We start from the raw sequence: 15917 nt of genomic DNA on the forward strand, positions 1-15917 counted from the left end.
AGGCTGTGCTCGACGGTCTCGCGGCCCTGGGCGGCGGTTTCGCTGGCCGTGCCGGCCTTCTCGGCGACCTCGCCGGTATTGCGGGCGATCTCCTGGACGGTGCTGCCCATCTCGTTGACGGCGGTGGCGACCTGATCGGTCTGGCCGGCCTGCTCGCCGGCCCAGTCGGCGGTCTGCTCCACCTGCTGTGAGACGCCGGAGACTGCTGTCTGCAGCTCCTCGCCGGTGGCGGCGACGCGCTGGACGATGGTCTGCAGCTCCGCGGCGAAGGCGTTGAAGCCGCGGGCGAGGTCGCCGAGCTCGTCGGCGCGATCCTCGTCGAGGCGCGTGCGCAGGTCGCCGCCATCGGAGCCCAGGTTGGCGAGGGTGTCGGCGAGACGGCGCAGGGGGCGGATCATGCCGCGCACCATCACCCCGATGACAAGCAGCGCCGCCGCGATGATCGCCGCAGCGAGCGCCGCGACCCAGACGACGGCGTCGTTGAGATCGGCGTAGAGCTCCGCGGCAGGGACCCGGGCCAGGGCGATCCAGCCGACGCTGGGCAGGTCGCGGGCGGCGACGATGTGGCGGGCGCCCTCATCGTCGATGACGCTGGTCCAGCGAAAGCCCTCGCCGTTGAGCAGTGTGTCCGCTGTCTCCGGCGTCATCCCCGGAAGCTCTGCGACTGGCGTGCCGGCCATCTTCTTGCCATCCGGGTGCACGGTGACCGCGCCGTCGGCACCGGCCAGGAACGCGTAGCCGCTCTCGCCCACGCGGGTATCGCGAACCGTCGCTGCCACGTCGGCGAGGCTGTAGCCGACGCCGCTGGCGCCTATGCGTTCGCCGTCGAGGCGGATCACGTGGTTGACGTACAGCGTGAGCACGCCGGTGTTGATGTTGACGTCGATGTTCAGGCGTTGCTCGACCCCGCTGGCGAGAAATCCGTAGAACCAACCGTCGTCGGGATCATCGCGTTCCAGGGTGCGGGTGACGCCTTTGTCCTCGTAGTAGTTGCCGGTCTGTCGTGACGCGAGCACGACACTGCTTGCCCCGAGCATTGACTTGAGGTTGCCCAGGTGCCGTTCCACCGCCCCGGCGTCGTTCTCGGGCTCTCCCGCGCTCAGCCACTCGCGGATGAACGCGTTGTTGGCCATGGTCCGTGTAACGGTCAGTGGCTCGTCGAGACTGCGGCCGATCTCGCTGGTCACGCCGTCGAGCACCGTCGGCAGCTCGGTGTCGGTGACACGGTGTTCCAGCAGGTTGCCGAAAAGCCGGTACTGCAGAGTTACCGCGGCCACGACGGCGAGCGTCATGGCGGCCCCGGTCGCGAGCAGGAGCTTCGCGGCTAGGGACAGGTCTTGCAAACGCATGATCGGATTCCACCCCCAGGTAGCCGTCGACGTTTATGGCCGCGCTTGTAGTCGTTCTACGTTGTTAACGGCGATTCGGCGGCGAACTTGAGGGTGATTGGATACAGGGTGGCACCGTTTCGTTGACAGGTTGCGATGAACCCGGTGCTACTGCGTCACCGGTTCATTCGCGGGGCATGGCTCGATATGCACCGCATGCCAGACGGTACTGGGGGAGGGCGGCCCCTCGCCGTAGTCAGCGCAGGTGTCGTGGCGCTTCAGGGTCATCGCCCGGCAAGTGACGAGCAGGCGGCCACCGTGGCTGTCCGCCCGCCAGTGCACCCTGATCCGCAGTGCGTCATCGGTGACGTCATCGTCCGGCGGCTCGACGCTCACATCGCCCGTGTGGCCCCGGGCCTGCAGCCACTGCAGCGCGGCCACCTCGGCGCACTGCGCCGGCGGCGGCAGCCGCGAGTCGCCGCGGTAGCAAGGCAGGTAGGGTCTGCCCGCGGCCTCCGCGCGCAACAGCGGCAGTACATCGGCGGGGGCGATGCGGCCGTATTTGCGCAGCCGTGGTAGCAGCACGGCACCGGCGGCGAGCCGGCAGCCGCCGAGATGGGTGCTCTCCCAGACATCGAAGCCGAGGTCGTGCCGGCGCACCGCCTCGGCGAAGGCGGAATAGGCGGCGTAGCCGAACTTCGCGCAGCACTTGTCTTTCCGGCCGTGGGTGCAGCAAAGCAGCATCGGCCACTGCACGCGGGTAGCGGGCCAGCTTTTGAGGTCGGTGCCCGAAGCCAGGGCATGCAGAAACCCGGCCAGCGCCTCGCGGGGCAGTTCGAAGGCCCGGCACTCCGGCATCAGCACGACTCTATGCATGTCGTCCGGCCGGTCGCGTCGATGGATCAGATTCACGCGCCGGCCGGCCGCGGCGATCGTGTCCAGCGCCTCGGCAATGCCGTCGGGCATATCCCTGGCCTTGCGCATGCTGCGCAGCCACTTGGCGCGCGGCCAGCTGACGAGGAGGTTGCGTTCCAAGTGCGCGCCGGTACCGGCCAGGGGGTCGCCGTCGGCCAGGCTGTCCACGGCGCAGAAGCGCTTACGCGGCCGGGGCGCTGGTCGCTCGTCGCCGGCTGTCATGCGGGGGCGCACGCCGTCTCGATGCGGCGGGAGGCCGCCGGCGAGCTGAGGGCGGGCACGCACAGGAGGCGGCCGCTGTGCGGGTCGCGGATCACGTTCGCCTCGAGATCGAACACCGTCCTGAGGTTGCCGGCCGTGAATACCGTCTCCGGCGTGCCGCTGTGCACGATGCGGCCGTTGCGCATCATCACGAGCACGTCCGCATAGGCGGCCGCCAGGTTGAGGTCGTGGAGGACGACCAGCAGCGTCCGCCCGTTGTCGTGAGCGAGCCGCACCAGTAGCTCCAGCAGGTCGACCTGTACCTTGAGGTCGAGAAACGTGGTGGGTTCGTCCAGCAGAATGAGGTCCGTCTCCTGGGCGAGGATCATGGCGATCCAGCAGCGTTGCCGCTGCCCGCCGGAGAGGTCGTCGATGGGCCGGTCGGCGAATGCCGCCACGTTCGCGGTCGCCATGGCGTCGTTCACGGCCCGCTCGTCCTCGCGTGTCCATTGCCGCCACAGGTGCTGGTGGGGGAAACGGCCGAGGGCCACCAGCTCGCGTACCGTGACGCCTTCCGGCGCGCTGGGTCCTTGTGGGAGAACCCCGAGCTTGCGTGCGATCTCGCGAGTGCTGCTGCGGTGGATGGCTGTGCCGTCCAGCAGAACCCGGCCCTGTGCGGGCGCAAGCGTGCGCGCCAGCGTCTTCAGCAGCGTCGACTTGCCGCTGCCGTTGGGGCCGAGCAGCATCGTCACCTGTCCGTCGGGAACGCGGAAGTCGACCTCGTGGACGACGGGGCGTTCATCGTAGCCGGCGGTCAAACATTCGCCGCGCAGGCGCTCGGCGCCCGCGGGGGCGTGGGCATGCAGTGTCATGGTGCGGCGTCGATGGCCAGATCAACAGCGAACACTATTATGAACAAAACTCATTTGCAATCTCTCGGGTGTGCGAATGTGCGAACGAGTTGCATTTGTGTTGCCGCCGTGACATTGTCTGCCGTCCTCTGAACTCGAATCCCGGTTGAGTGCAGCCACACCATGATGCGCGCAATCAGCTCGACGATGGCACTCGTGTTGCTGGCGGTTGCCGGCGTGTGTGCCGCGGAGCCGGTCCGCACGCTCAACCACGCCTTCGGAACGACGCGCGTCGAAGGCACTCCCCTGCGCGTCGTGACGCTCTACCAGGGGGCCAACGACACCGCCGTCGCCCTGGGGATCGAGCCGGTGGGCGTCGTCGACTCGTGGGTGGAGAAGCCCATGTATCGCTACCTGCGCGAGCCCCTGTCGGAGGCCGCCCACCTGGGCCTGGAAACGCAGCCGAATCTCGAGGGAATCGCCTGGCTTCAGCCCGATCTCATCGTCGCCACGCGCTATCGTCACGAGCAGATCCGGCACTTGCTCGCACGCATCGCCCCCACCGTCGCCCAGCGCACGGCATACGGTTTCAAGGAGACGTTGCGCCTGATGGGGCGGGCGACCGGCCGCGAGGCACGTGCCCGCGAACTGCTGGCGGACTGGCAGCGGCGGGTGGCGGCGTTTCGCAATCGCGCCCGCTGCGCGCTCGGTGAGGATTGGCCCCAGGAGGCCGCGGTGGTCGGGTTCAAGAGCGATCACGCGCGCATCTACTATTCCGGGTTCGCCGGCTCCATCCTCGAGGAGCTCGGTTTCCGCCGTCCGCAGGCCCATCAGGGCGGGGGCTGGGGGGTCAAGCTCACCAACCAGGAGAGCATTCCGGCCATGAACGCGGAGGTGATGTTCGTGTTCATGAACGACGACGACCCCGCAGTGGTAGAGAATTTCCGGCGTTGGCAGGCGCATCCGCTGTGGCGGACGCTCGACGCCGTGGACAACGACCGGGTGTATCACGTGGATAATGTCACCTGGAGCATGGGCGCCGGCATTCTCGCGGCCAATGCGGTGCTGGACGATCTCTTCGAAATCTACGGCCTGCGGGAGGGCGGGCGGGGGTGCTGAGCACGCCCCGCCAGAGGGCTGCCGGGCTCGCGCTCGGCGTGGTGCTCACCCTCGCTGCGCTGGTGGCGAGCATCGCTCTGGGCGTCACCAGCATGTCGATGACCACGGTGATCGAGGCGTTCCTGCACTACGATCCCGCCGATACCGACCACATCATTGTCCACAGCGAGCGGCTATCCCGCGCGGTGATTGCGGTGGTGGTGGGCGCCGGCCTCGCCGTCGCCGGCGCCCTGATGCAGGCGCTGACCCGTAATGCGCTCGCTTCTCCCGGCATCCTCGGCGTCAACGCCGGTGCCATGTTCTTCGTCGTCTCCGCGGCATCGGTGCTCACCCTGCGTACGCCCGCGGACTACGTCTGGGTGGCGTTCATCGGCGCGGCCGTGGCCGGCGCCATCGTCTACGTCCTGGGTAGCAGCCGTTCCACAGGGGTGTCGCCGATGCGCATCGTGCTCGCCGGTGTCGCCGTTTCCGCGCTGTTCGTCTCGTTCAGCCAGGGGCTTCTGGTGATCAACCAGGAGCGTCTCGAGAGCATCCTGTTCTGGATCGCCGGGTCGGTGTCCGGCCGTCGGCTGGATGCGGTGTTGCCGTTGCTGCCGTTTTTCGCGGCGGCCGCGCTGGTGTGCGTGGGGCTGGCCCGACAGCTCAATGTTCTCGTGCTCGATGAGGAGCTGGCGAAAGGGCTCGGGCAGCGGGCATTGCTGGTGCAGATGCTGGCGGGGGCGACGGTGGTGGTGCTCGCCGGTGGATCGGTGGCGATCGCGGGCATGATCGGCTTCGTCGGGCTGATCGTGCCGCACATGGCGCGGGCGCTGTTCGGCATGGATCACCGCTGGGTGCTGCCCGCCTGCGCTCTGCTCGGAGCGAGCCTGCTGCTACTCGCCGACACCCTCGCGCGTTTCCTCATCCCGCCGCAGGAGGTGCCGGTGGGCGTGATGACGGCGCTGCTGGGCACGCCGTTCTTCGTCTATCTGGCCCGTCGCAAGGGGCACGCGCTGTGAATCACGTGGTCCTGCGCAGCCCTGGTGACCGGATCGCGGCCCGATTCTCCCGACGCACCGCGGCGGTGGTGCTCTCGCTGGGCGTCGTTCTGCTCGCGAGTGTGTTCGCGTCTCTGTGCCTGGGCAGCCGTGCGACGCCGCCGGCGGCGGTGCTGGAGGCGCTGCTGGTACCGGGGGACGGCGCGAGATCGTTCATCGTCAACGAGCTCCGCCTGCCGCGGGTCGTGCTTGCCGTGCTCGTCGGCGCCGCGTTCGCGGTGGCGGGGTTGCTATTGCAGGCCCTGGTGCGCAATCCCCTGGCGTCCCCCGATGTCATCGGGGTGACCGGCGGGGGCAGCGTGGCTGCGGTGGTGTTCCTCGCCGTCCAGGGAACGGCGTTCCCGGTCCACAGGCTGCCCCCGGTTGCGATGACCGGCGCGGCCGCCTCCGCGTTGCTGATCGTGGCACTGGCCTGGCAGCGCGGCGTTACCCCGACGCGATTGGTGCTCATCGGCGTGGGCATCGCCGCGGCCATGGGTGCGGTGACCACGCTCGTCATGGTGCTGAACCCGGATACCACCACATTGCAGGCGTACGTCTGGCTCATCGGTAGCCTGTATGCGGCGCAGTGGCGGGAGGTCCAGGGCATCGTGCCCTGGTTCGCCCTATGTCTGCCGGTGGCGTTGTTTCACGCGCGCCACATGGATGCCCTTGCGCTCGGTGACGGCGTCGCCGCCGGGCTGGGCGTGAACGTGATGCGCACCCGGCTCGTGGTGCTGTCGGCGAGCGTGGTGCTGGCCGGGGCAGCGGTCGCCTTCGCCGGCGGCATCGGTTTCGTCGGGCTGATGGCACCCCACATTGCCCGGCGGCTCACGCGTGGCGGCTCACGCGTGGCGGATACGCCGGGCTGTTGCTGGTCTCCGCCATGGTGGGCGCAGTGATCGTTGTGTACGCCGACCTGATCGCACGGGTGGTCTTCCTGCCGCGGGATCTGCCCGCCGGTATCTTCGTTGCCGGTATCGGCGCGCCGTTCTTCGTCTATCTGCTCTATCGCAATCGGCACTGACGCTGGCCATGTGCCCGGGGGTGCGGCCCGGTCTGCCGGTGCGGCAGCGGCGCGTGGATCGTGGGGGGCGAGAGGCGGCGGCGCTGGCCGCCGCCTCTCGCCGGGGGTCAGAAGTCGAGCTGATAGCCGACGCTGACGGTCCGGCCACGGCCCTTGAAGTAATAGTCGTCGCTGACGCGGGCGGCCTGGGAATAGTAGGTGAAGTAGTCCTCGTCGAGCAGGTTCTCGACGCCCACGGTCATCCGGCCCACGGGCAGACGATAGGTCACCGCGGCGTCGACCAGGCTGTAGCCATCGAATTCCAGCTCCGGGTCGTCGACTTCGCGATCGAAGTAGTAGCTCGCCTGCAGGTGGCTGGACAGCCGGGAATGCCAGGTCGCGCTCCAGGCGACGGTCAGCGTGTCGGGTGCGATGTTGATGCCCGTGAGATCGGTATCCACGCGGCCGTCGCCGTCGGTGTCCGATTCGCCGTCTGCGTGGGTGTAGGAAACCCGCAGGCCATGGGCGTCGTTCAGCTGGACGTCGCCGCTGATCTCCACGCCCTGGATTTCGGTTTTCTCGCGCTTGCCGACCCAGACGCCGTCGACCTCGGTCAGGCGCTCGCCGTAGTCGGAGTTGGATTCGTAGTAGCTCAGCTCGAAGCGATAGCGGTCCCAGCCCACCCGCGCGCCGATCTCGCGGTTGTCGGTGACGATGGGCTCGAGCTCCAGCAGGGTGTCCACGTCCCGGCCCGGCTCGTCGATGCCACGGAGCACGCGGCCCACATCGGGCATGCCGAAGCCTTCGGAATAGTTGGCGTAGAGCTGGCCCCAGGTGGTCACCTGGTAGACTACGCCGGCGTTGAACAGTGTCTCGTCGAACTCCGGCGTGCCGCCGTCGACGGTTACGTTGTCCTGGGTGACGTTGCTGCGGTCGATGGTCCGGAAGGTGTCCACGTCCAGTTCGGCCTGCTCGTGGCGCACGCCGGCGTGGAGGCTCAGTGTGTCGGTCACGTCGACATCGCCTTGCAGGAAGGCCGCGTAATTGCGGAATTGCGTCTCCGGCACATAGGTGCGGTCCGTGTGTACCAGCACCTGCCGGGTCTCGTCCTGCAGCAGATCGACACCGGTGGTCAGCGTCAGGCGGTCGTCGAGCATGCCGGCACGGCTCGCGGTGAACTTGCCACCGAGTTTGTCGGATTCGTTGCGCGTCTGGTCGTAACGCGTGTTTCCGGCGTCGTCCAGGTACGGGAAGTACGGCGTCGTGGCGAAACGGGCGCGGAAGCGCTGGCTGTAGAGCTTGGCGTCGAGCCCGTTGCCGAACCAGTCGCCGTGGCCGTAACTCAGGCTCAGCGTGGTCACGTCGTTGAAGCCCGGATCCCCGTCGGGATCACCCTTCTTCGCCGTGGTCGGTATGCCCGCGTCGCGGTCGCCGGTGATCGGCACGTAATCGTTGTTGCCCTCCAGCTCGAAGTGGTTGGCGGTGAGCTCGACGCTCTGATCGCCGTCGATCCAGTAGCGCACCTTGCCGAGCAGGTCGTGACTGGAGGAGTTCTGGATCTCGCCGGGGTAGGCGACGCCGACGGGCCGGTCGTCGCCGCTGTAGTGGACACCGCGCTCATGCACGCTCGCCGCGCCGAGGTAATCCCAGTCGCCGCTCTGACCGCTCAGGCGGTAGTCGAGCTTGTAGCCGAGGCCGTCGTCGTCGAAGTCGTCGTCACTGCTCAGGCGAACGCCGGCGTGCTGCTTCAACCCCGCCCCCTCCGGACGCTTGGTGACGTAGTTGATGATGCCGCCGGTGGCGCCCAGGCCATGCTCGGCGCTGGCGCCGTGAATCACTTCGATGCGCTCGACCATGCTGAGATCGATGGTGTAGCTGTCACGGGCGCTGTCGCGTAACGGATTCGACTGCGGCACGCCGTCGACGAGAAACAGCGGCGAGCGCCCGCGGAACGTCTCGCCGGCGTTGGAAAGCTTCTGGCGGCTGGGTGAATACGAGGGGATCAGGTTGCTGAGAACCTGGCCGGGGTCATTGCTGATCGCAAGCTGCTGCTCGATCTGCTCGCGAGTGATGATGGTGACTTTCTGCGGGGTCTGCCCGGCGATGCCCTTGTTCCGCGTGGCGCTCACCACCACCGGGGCCAGCTCCGTGCTCGACGCGGCGGGCGCAACCGCTCCCTGGTCGGCCTCCTGGGTTTGCGCGAAGCCCACGGCGGGTGGGGCAGAGCAGAATGTAGCAGCGATAAGCACCACCGTGCTTCGATGGCGTGCAGACGACATGGGAGCTCCTGTTTTTCTCATGGGTGTAAGCCGGCTCGCGGCAGGCCGTTCAGGAATGTCATAGCGAGAGCGAACAATAATCGTTTCTATTCGTCATATCAATGGCATCCCCTCTGCCCATGGCGGCGTAGCGCCGCCTGTCACGCATATCCCGGGACCGCGTGTGAGCCGTGCCTGGCAATCGGGGTGTGCGTTGTCCGGAGGGCGGTCGTGTGTCAGGGGGTGACGCGCGGCCCGTACGGGTCGTGATGCGGGTGACTGGATCGGGTGAGGATGGGCAGGTTTTACCCAGTTTAGAAATGTTATATCGTTACATATTCACCCAGCTACCTCATCGACATAGGAAGGAGCCAATACATGCCCACGAACGTGCCGGCGACGGTGCTGGCCAATGATCGACCCTCGCGGGCGCAAGCGGAGGCGGCCGTCCGCACGCTCATCGAGTGGGCGGGCGACGACCCGCAACGCGAAGGGTTACGCGATACGCCTGCCCGCGTGGTGCGGGCCTACCGCGAATTCTTCGCGGGTTACGGGCAGGATCCGCACGATTTGCTGACCCGGGTCTTCGAGGACGTGGGCGGCTATGACGATCTCGTGCTGCTGCGGGATATCCGCCTCGAATCGCACTGCGAACACCACATGGTGCCCATTATCGGCCGGGCGCACGTGGCCTACCTCCCGGCGGATCGGGTGGTCGGCATCAGCAAGCTCGCGCGCGCGGTGGAGATTCTCGCAAGGCGCCTGCAGACCCAGGAGACCCTGACCGTCCAGATCGCCGAGAGTATCGAGCGGGCACTGCAGCCTCGCGGCGTTGCCGTCGTGATCGAGGCGGCTCATCAGTGCATGACCACCCGGGGGATTCGCAAGCCCGGTGTGGTGACCGTGACGCGACGATTTCTCGGTGTTCTGGCGGCGGATCGCTCCGCGCGTGCCGAGTGTCTGGCCGCCATGGGCGACCCGCATCGTATTGCCTGAGTGTTCTTCATTTCCGGCGCACGATCCGTGCCTTACCAACCAAGGAGTGAACGATGAAGCGACTTTTGCTCGTGCTGGCTTTCGTATTCCCCGTGGCGGGATACGCGGAGCCGTTGCCGGTGTTCGTGAGCGTGCTGCCCATGAAGACGTTCGTCGAGGAGATCGGTGGCGAGCACGTGACGGTACGGGCGCTCGTGGGTGCCGGGTACAGCCCGGCGACCTACGAGCCCACGCCCCGGCAGCTCGAGGCGCTGTCACGGGCGCGGCTGTACGTGCGCACCGGCGTGGCGTTCGAGGACGCGTGGATGCCCCGCATCAGCGGCGCGAATCCCGACATGCGCGTGCTTGACGCCCGTGAGGGTATCGATCTTCGGGGGATGGAGGCCCACACGCACGGTGACCATTCCCACGGGAGACACGCCCATGAACGCTCGCACGATCACCGTGATCACGGCGATCACGAGGGGCACGACCATGCAACCCGGCTGCCCGGGGATCCGCATGTCTGGACCAGCCCGCGGCTCGTCAAGCGCATGAGCCGACGCATCCGCGATGTCCTCGTCGAGCTGGACCCGGCTCACCGGGAGGCCTATCACCGGCGCTACGACGCGTATGCTGCCGAGCTGGAGGCGCTGGACGCGGATATCCGCCAGCTGCTCGCCGGTCGTGAGGGAGGGCGGTTCATGGTCTACCACCCGGCCTGGGGCTACTTCGCCGACGCCTACGGTCTCGTCCAGGTGCCCATCGAGCACGAGGGCAAGGAGCCGGGACCACGGGCGCTGACCGCGCTCATCGACCAGGCGCAACGGGAGAACGTTCGGGTGATCTTCGTCCAGCAGCAGTTCAGCGAGCGTTCGGCGGAACGTGTCGCCGCGGCGATCGACGGCCGCGTCGTCGCCATCGACCCGCTGGCGGCGGACTACACCGCGAACATGCGTCGCGTGGCAAGGCTCATCGCCGACGCGATTCCGCAGTGATCCCGAACGATAGCGTTACGTCGGGCGTGAACACGAAGACACGGCGGGCATCCAGGCGCACAAAGGGGGAGCAGTCCGGGGGGCTTCGTGGCCGGGCCTTTGTGGATGTCGCAAGCGCGGATCGGTCGCAGGCGGCGCGACTTCCGGAGGTCGTATGTCCAGGCCCGTGAATGCCGTCCGGCGGTGACGTTTCCGGCACTTGTTTCTCCCCGGTGCCCTTTGCAGCGCTTTGCGTACGTGGTGCTTTGATTCGTAACGCCACGAAAAAGGGGAGGCCGCAGCCTCCCCTTGGTTCACCGTGCGGTGGTGGTGACGGTGCTACCGACTCCACTCCGCGGCGGCCTTGTCGAACATCTCGGTCATGCTGCGGCTCGGCGAGCTCATCATGCTCACCACGACCACGGCGATGGCGCAGAGGATGAAGCCGGGGAGGATCTCGTACATCTCGAAGATGCCGCCGGAGAGTTGCTTCCAGATCACCACGGTCAACGCGCCGACGATGATGCCGGCGAGTGCGCCGTTGCGGGTCATGTTACGCCAGAACAGCGAGAGAATGATCACCGGACCGAAGGCCGCGCCGAACCCTCCCCAGGCGTAGGAGACGAGCCCGAGTACCCGGCTGTCCGGATTGCCCGCGATGAGCAACGCGATCAGCGCGATGCCGGCCACGGCGATGCGCCCCACCCAGACCAGCTCGTCCTGGGATGCGTTGGGCCGGATGAAGGGCTTGTACACGTCCTCGGCGAGGGCGCTGGATGAGACCAGGAGTTGGGAGTCGATGGTGGACATCACCGCCGCCAGGATGGCGGCGAGGAGAACGCCGGCGATCCACGGGTTGGCAAGGGTGGTGGCCAGCAGAATGAACACCTTCTCACCGTCGGGCAGCGGGTTGTCGGCGAAGTAGGCGAATCCGACATACCCGGTGAAGATTGCCCCGAACAGCGATAGCACCATCCAGGTGACGCCGATGAAACGCGCGAGCGGAATCTCGCCGTGACGACGAATCGCCATGAAGCGCACGACGATGTGCGGCTGGCCGAAGTAGCCGAGCCCCCAGGCCATCAGCGAGACGATGCCGAACAGCGTCATGCCGCTGAATGCGTCGTTGTAGCTGACGTCCATGCTGCCCACCTGGCTCACCGTGGCGTCCCAGCCACCCAGTGCCTGTATGCCCACCAGCGGCACGATGATCAGCGCGAAGAACATCAGGATGCCCTGGATGAAGTCCGTCCAGGACACCGCGAGGAAACCGCCGAGGAAGGTGTAGGAGATGATCACCAGGCCACCGATCCACAGCGACGCGGTGTAGGACAGCCCGAAGCTCGCCTCGAAGAGCTTGGCGCCGGCGACCATGCCCGAAGAAGTGTAGAAGGCGAAGAACAGCAGGATCACGATCGCCGAGATGACGCGCAGGGCCTTGCTCGTGTCCTCGAAGCGTTGCTCCAGATAGTCGGGTACGGTGATGGCGTCGTTGGCGACCTCGGTGTAGACGCGCAGTCGTCGGGCGACGAACTGCCAGTTCAGATAGGCGCCGATGGTCAGCCCCACCGCGATCCAGATCTGATTCATGCCGGCGGCGTACATGGCGCCTGGCAGGCCAAGCAGCAGCCAGCCACTCATGTCCGAAGCGCCTGCGGACAGGGCCGTGACGCCAGGGTTGAGGCTTCGGCCGCCGAGCACGTAATCGGAGAGGTTGCTGGTGAGCCGGTAGGCCACGATACCGATGGCGAGCATCGCCACCAGGTAGACCACGAAGGTCAGTAGCGTCGGCAGGTTCATGTCCACTTGCATGGCTTTATGCCTCCCTCCTCAGCGCTTGCTGGCGAATATCCAGGTTATTAGCGACAGCACCACGCAGGCGGGCATGGGTACGAGCAGCCAGAACCAGGTGGCCGCGGTGAGTGCGTCTTCCATTGGCCTTCCCCTTCAGTCTCTTCTTCTGCTGTGTTTACTGGTTGAACCGTTGTGGTTCCGGAAGCATCAGCGGCTCATCAGTGCCCTCGTCCTCGAGCGACATCAGCGACGCGTTGCCGCCGGCGGCGGTGGTATCCACCGACAGCGAGCGCTCGGTGGCGAACCGGTAAAGGTAGCGCGGGCCGCCGGCCTTGGGGCCGGTGCCGGAGAGGCCTTCGCCGCCGAACGGCTGAACCCCAACGACGGCGCCGATCATGTTGCGGTTGACGTAGGCGTTGCCCACGCGCATCCGCGAGACCACATGGTTGGCCGTATTGTCGATGCGGCTGTGGATGCCGAAGGTCAGGCCGTAGCCCATGGCGTTGATTTCGTCGATCACCCGGTCCATGTCCCGCGCCTTGAAACGAATTACGTGCAGGATCGGACCGAATTTCTCTTCCGGCAACTGCTCCAGGCTGTCGAGCTGATAGGCCTGGGCCGGGAAGAACGTGCCGTGATCGCCGTTGTCGGGGAGACTGCAGCGATGCAGAAGCTTGGCCTCGGAATCCATGTGCTCGGCGTGCTCGGAGAGCATCTTCCAGGCGTCACCGTCGATCACCGGGGTGACGTCGGTGGCGAGATGCCAGGGGTCGCCGATGGCGAGTTCCGCCATGGCGCCGGCAAGCATCTCGGTGAGCTTGTCGGCGATGTCCTCCTGGACGTAGAGCACGCGGAGGGCCGAGCAGCGCTGACCCGCGCTCTGGAAGCTCGACTTGAGTACGTCCGCGACCACCTGCTCCGGCAGGGCGGAGGAGTCCACGAGCATCGCGTTCTGCCCGCCGGTTTCGGCGATCAGGGGAACGATGGGGCCGTCGCGCTCAGCGAGGGTGCGGTTGATGCCCTTGGCGGTGGGCACCGAACCGGTGAACGCCACGCCGTTGACCCGCGGGTCCGCCACCAGCGGCGCGCCCACCGTGGGACCGTCACCTGGCAGGAACTGCAGGACGTCCCCGGGAATGCCCGCGCGGTGGAGAAGCTGGGCGGCGTAGTGGCCGATGATGCTGGTCTGCTCGGCGGGCTTGGCGACCACGGCATTGCCGGCGACCAGCGCTGCGACGATCTGCCCGGTGAAGATGGCGAGCGGGAAGTTCCACGGGCTGATGCACACGAAAACGCCGCGGCCACGGAGCTGAATGGTGTTGCGTTCGCCGGTGGGGCCGGGCAGCAGCTGCGGGGCATCGAACTCGCGCCGGGCCTGGGCGGCATAATAGCGGCAGAAGTCCACTGCCTCACGCACCTCGGCAACGCCGTCGGGCACGTGGCGGCCGGCCTCGCGGGCGCACAGGGCAATGAACGTGGGTAGCTCCGCCTCCAGCAGGTCTGCGTAGCGCTCGATGCAGGCGGCGCGCTCGGTGGCCGGTGTACGGTCCCAGGATTCGGCGGCGCGGCTCGCGCGGGCGACAGCGTCTTCCACGTCGTCGCTGGTGGCCCAGGTGACCCGGCCCACGTGTCGGGTGTGATCCGCCGGCGAGTGCACGATCTGCGCGTCGCCGTGGCGGGTGGTGCCGCCGATGATCGGGCCGGCGTGCCAGTCGCGCCCATCGGCGGCGACCATGCCCTCGTGCAGCCATTGCAGCTGCGCCACGTCGGTGAGATCGACGCCCATGGAGTTGCGCCGCTCGGGGCCGTACAGATCCTTCGGCAGCGGGATCCCGGGGTGGGGGATCTGAGCGTGGCTGCGTACCCTCGCGATGGGGTCGGCGATGATTTCGTCCACCGGCGTCTTCTCGTCGACGATGCGGTTGACGAAGGAGCTGTTGGCGCCGTTCTCCAGCAGACGCCGCACGAGGTAGGCGAGCAGGTCCTCGTGGCTGCCCACCGGCGCATAGATGCGGCAGGGCAGGTCGGACTCGTCGGTGCCGACGATCTGGTCGTAGAGTTCCTCGCCCATGCCGTGCAGGCGCTGGAACTCGAACTCGCGGTTCTCGCCCGCCACCTCCAGCACGTAGGCCAGCGTATGCGCGTTGTGCGTGGCGAACTGCGGGTAGAAGTGGTTGGGGGCGGCGAGGAGTTTCTTGGCACAGGCGAGGTAGGAGACGTCGGTGTTCGCTTTGCGGGTGAACACCGGATAGCCGTCGAGGCCCTGTTCCTGGGCGAGCTTGACTTCCGTGTCCCAGTAGGCGCCCTTGACCAGGCGCACCATGAAGCGGCGGTCGGTGCGTTCCGCCACCTCGGCTAGCCAGTCGATCACATAGAAGGCGCGCTTCTGGTAGGCCTGCAGCGCCAGTCCGAAACCCTGCCAGTTCGCGAGCTCGGGATCGGCTGCCATGCGCTCGATGATCTCCAGCGACAGGTCCAGCCGACCGGCTTCCTCGGCGTCGACACACAGGTTGATGTCGTGCTCGGCGGCGAGCCGGCAGAGCTCGTGCAGGCGCGGGACCAGCTCGTTCAACACGCGCTCGCGGTGGGCGAGCTCGTAGCGGGCGTGGAGCGCCGAGAGTTTGACGGAAACACCGGGCGAGTCGATCGGTCCGCGGTCGGAGGCTACGCGCCCGATCGCCTCGATGGCGTTCTTGTAGTCCTCGAAGTACCGTAGCGCGTCGGCGTCGGTGCGGGCGGCCTCGCCGAGCATGTCGTAGGAGTAGCGGTAACCCTGTTTCTCCAGGGGGCGGGCGCGTTTCAACGCTTCGTCGATGCTGCGGCCCATGACGAACTGCCGGCCCAGGATGCGCATCGCCTGGCGCACGGCCTGACGGATCACCGGCTCGCCGCTGCGGCGGACCATGCGGTGCATGACACTTCGGAAATTGCGCTCCGGGTTGTCCTGGTTGCGCAGGATGCGGCCGGTGAGCATCAGCCCCCAGGTGGAGGCGTTGACGAACCAGGACTCGCTCGCCCCCAGGTGCTTCTCCCAGTTGGAGCCTCCGATCTTGTCCTCGATGAGCTTGTCGACGGTCTCCGAGTCGGGGACCCGCAGCATCGCCTCGGCAAGACACATCAGCACCACACCCTCCTGGCTGGAGAGCTCGTACTCGTGCATGAATGCGTCGATGCCGCCGTCGTTCGCGCTCTGGCGACGCACTTCCTGAACGAGCTGGCGCGCGCGCTCGGCTATGCGCTCCTTGGCGCCGGCGGGCAGGTCCGCCTTGCTGAGCAGCATGCGTACGTGCTCGCTTTCGTCGCAGCGGTAAGCAGCGTTGACTTTCTGGTAGAGAGGATGATCGAACTGGGCCGGTTTCTCGAAGTGCATGCGTGACCTCGGTCCGCGTTACCGTGAATCGTTGACGCCATCGACGACACCCACGAGGCTCGGTCGCGGGTGCTTTCGGTGATGGTCATCGCGCCCTCGGGGCCTTT

12 protein-coding genes are annotated in these 15917 nt (G+C 67.1%); 6 read left to right on the plus strand and 6 right to left on the minus strand.

Translation table 11 applies throughout. From position 1 onward, the window contains the following. The 3 genes from ACPEES_RS15375 to ACPEES_RS15385 form a co-directional block, all read right to left on the minus strand. Positions 1 to 1349, minus strand: a 1349-nt coding sequence (locus ACPEES_RS15375) for a methyl-accepting chemotaxis protein (protein ID WP_435104418.1), incomplete at its 3' end; no start/stop codon positions are given. Positions 1350 to 1496: 147 nt separating this feature from the next. Further along, complete coding sequence (locus ACPEES_RS15380; RefSeq protein ID WP_435104419.1) at positions 1497 to 2465, minus strand: sucrase ferredoxin; 969 nt, start codon at positions 2463 to 2465, stop codon at positions 1497 to 1499. After that, a complete protein-coding gene (locus tag ACPEES_RS15385) occupies positions 2462 to 3316 on the minus strand; it encodes an ABC transporter ATP-binding protein (protein ID WP_435104420.1) in 855 nt (284 codons plus the stop codon). Before ACPEES_RS15385 ends, ACPEES_RS15380 begins: the two co-directional genes overlap by 4 nt. Before the next feature lie 162 nt (positions 3317 to 3478). On the opposite strand from ACPEES_RS15385, the gene ACPEES_RS15390 reads away from it, so the two are divergent. The 4 genes from ACPEES_RS15390 to ACPEES_RS15405 are packed head-to-tail and all read left to right on the plus strand — an operon-like array spanning position 3479 to position 6457. Continuing rightward, positions 3479 to 4414 carry an ABC transporter substrate-binding protein gene (locus tag ACPEES_RS15390; protein ID WP_435104421.1) on the plus strand — a complete coding sequence of 312 codons (936 nt, stop codon included), beginning with the start codon at positions 3479 to 3481 and terminating at the stop codon, positions 4412 to 4414. Further along, positions 4408 to 5412 (plus strand): FecCD family ABC transporter permease, encoded by a 1005-nt coding sequence (locus tag ACPEES_RS15395; protein WP_435104422.1) that lies wholly within the window; start codon positions 4408 to 4410, stop codon positions 5410 to 5412. The genes ACPEES_RS15390 and ACPEES_RS15395 overlap by 7 nt, the downstream gene beginning before the upstream one ends. Then, complete coding sequence (locus tag ACPEES_RS15400; RefSeq protein WP_435104423.1) at positions 5409 to 6332, plus strand: FecCD family ABC transporter permease; 924 nt, start codon at positions 5409 to 5411, stop codon at positions 6330 to 6332. Before ACPEES_RS15395 ends, ACPEES_RS15400 begins: the two co-directional genes overlap by 4 nt. After that, positions 6317 to 6457 (plus strand): iron chelate uptake ABC transporter family permease subunit, encoded by a 141-nt coding sequence (locus ACPEES_RS15405; RefSeq protein ID WP_435104424.1) that lies wholly within the window; start codon positions 6317 to 6319, stop codon positions 6455 to 6457. Before ACPEES_RS15400 ends, ACPEES_RS15405 begins: the two co-directional genes overlap by 16 nt. Before the next feature lie 107 nt (positions 6458 to 6564). Here ACPEES_RS15405 and ACPEES_RS15410 read toward each other — a convergent pair whose 3' ends face one another. Beyond that, positions 6565 to 8715, minus strand: a complete 2151-nt coding sequence (locus ACPEES_RS15410) for a TonB-dependent receptor (RefSeq protein ID WP_435104426.1) — start codon at positions 8713 to 8715, stop codon at positions 6565 to 6567. Between the two features lie 357 nt (positions 8716 to 9072). Here ACPEES_RS15410 and folE point away from each other — a divergent pair, with 357 nt between their 5' ends. Together folE and ACPEES_RS15420 are read left to right on the plus strand one after the other, a co-directional pair. Beyond that, on the plus strand, positions 9073 to 9690 hold the full coding sequence (gene folE / locus ACPEES_RS15415) for a GTP cyclohydrolase I FolE (RefSeq protein ID WP_435104428.1): 618 nt from the start codon (positions 9073 to 9075) through the stop codon (positions 9688 to 9690). Between the two features lie 53 nt (positions 9691 to 9743). Next, positions 9744 to 10667 carry a metal ABC transporter solute-binding protein, Zn/Mn family gene (locus tag ACPEES_RS15420; RefSeq protein ID WP_435104429.1) on the plus strand — a complete coding sequence of 308 codons (924 nt, stop codon included), beginning with the start codon at positions 9744 to 9746 and terminating at the stop codon, positions 10665 to 10667. A gap of 318 nt (positions 10668 to 10985) precedes the next feature. On the opposite strand, the gene putP is transcribed toward ACPEES_RS15420, so the two are convergent. Together putP and putA are read right to left on the minus strand one after the other, a co-directional pair. After that, positions 10986 to 12458, minus strand: a complete 1473-nt coding sequence (gene putP, locus ACPEES_RS15425) for a sodium/proline symporter PutP (RefSeq protein WP_435104430.1) — start codon at positions 12456 to 12458, stop codon at positions 10986 to 10988. A gap of 157 nt (positions 12459 to 12615) precedes the next feature. Continuing rightward, positions 12616 to 15810 carry a bifunctional proline dehydrogenase/L-glutamate gamma-semialdehyde dehydrogenase PutA gene (putA, locus tag ACPEES_RS15430; RefSeq protein WP_435104431.1) on the minus strand — a complete coding sequence of 1065 codons (3195 nt, stop codon included), beginning with the start codon at positions 15808 to 15810 and terminating at the stop codon, positions 12616 to 12618. Positions 15811 to 15917: the final 107 nt, after the last annotated feature.

Origin of the sequence: Arhodomonas sp. AD133, assembly GCF_051195215.1 — a bacterium.
Taxonomy (GTDB): domain Bacteria; phylum Pseudomonadota; class Gammaproteobacteria; order Nitrococcales; family Nitrococcaceae; genus Arhodomonas.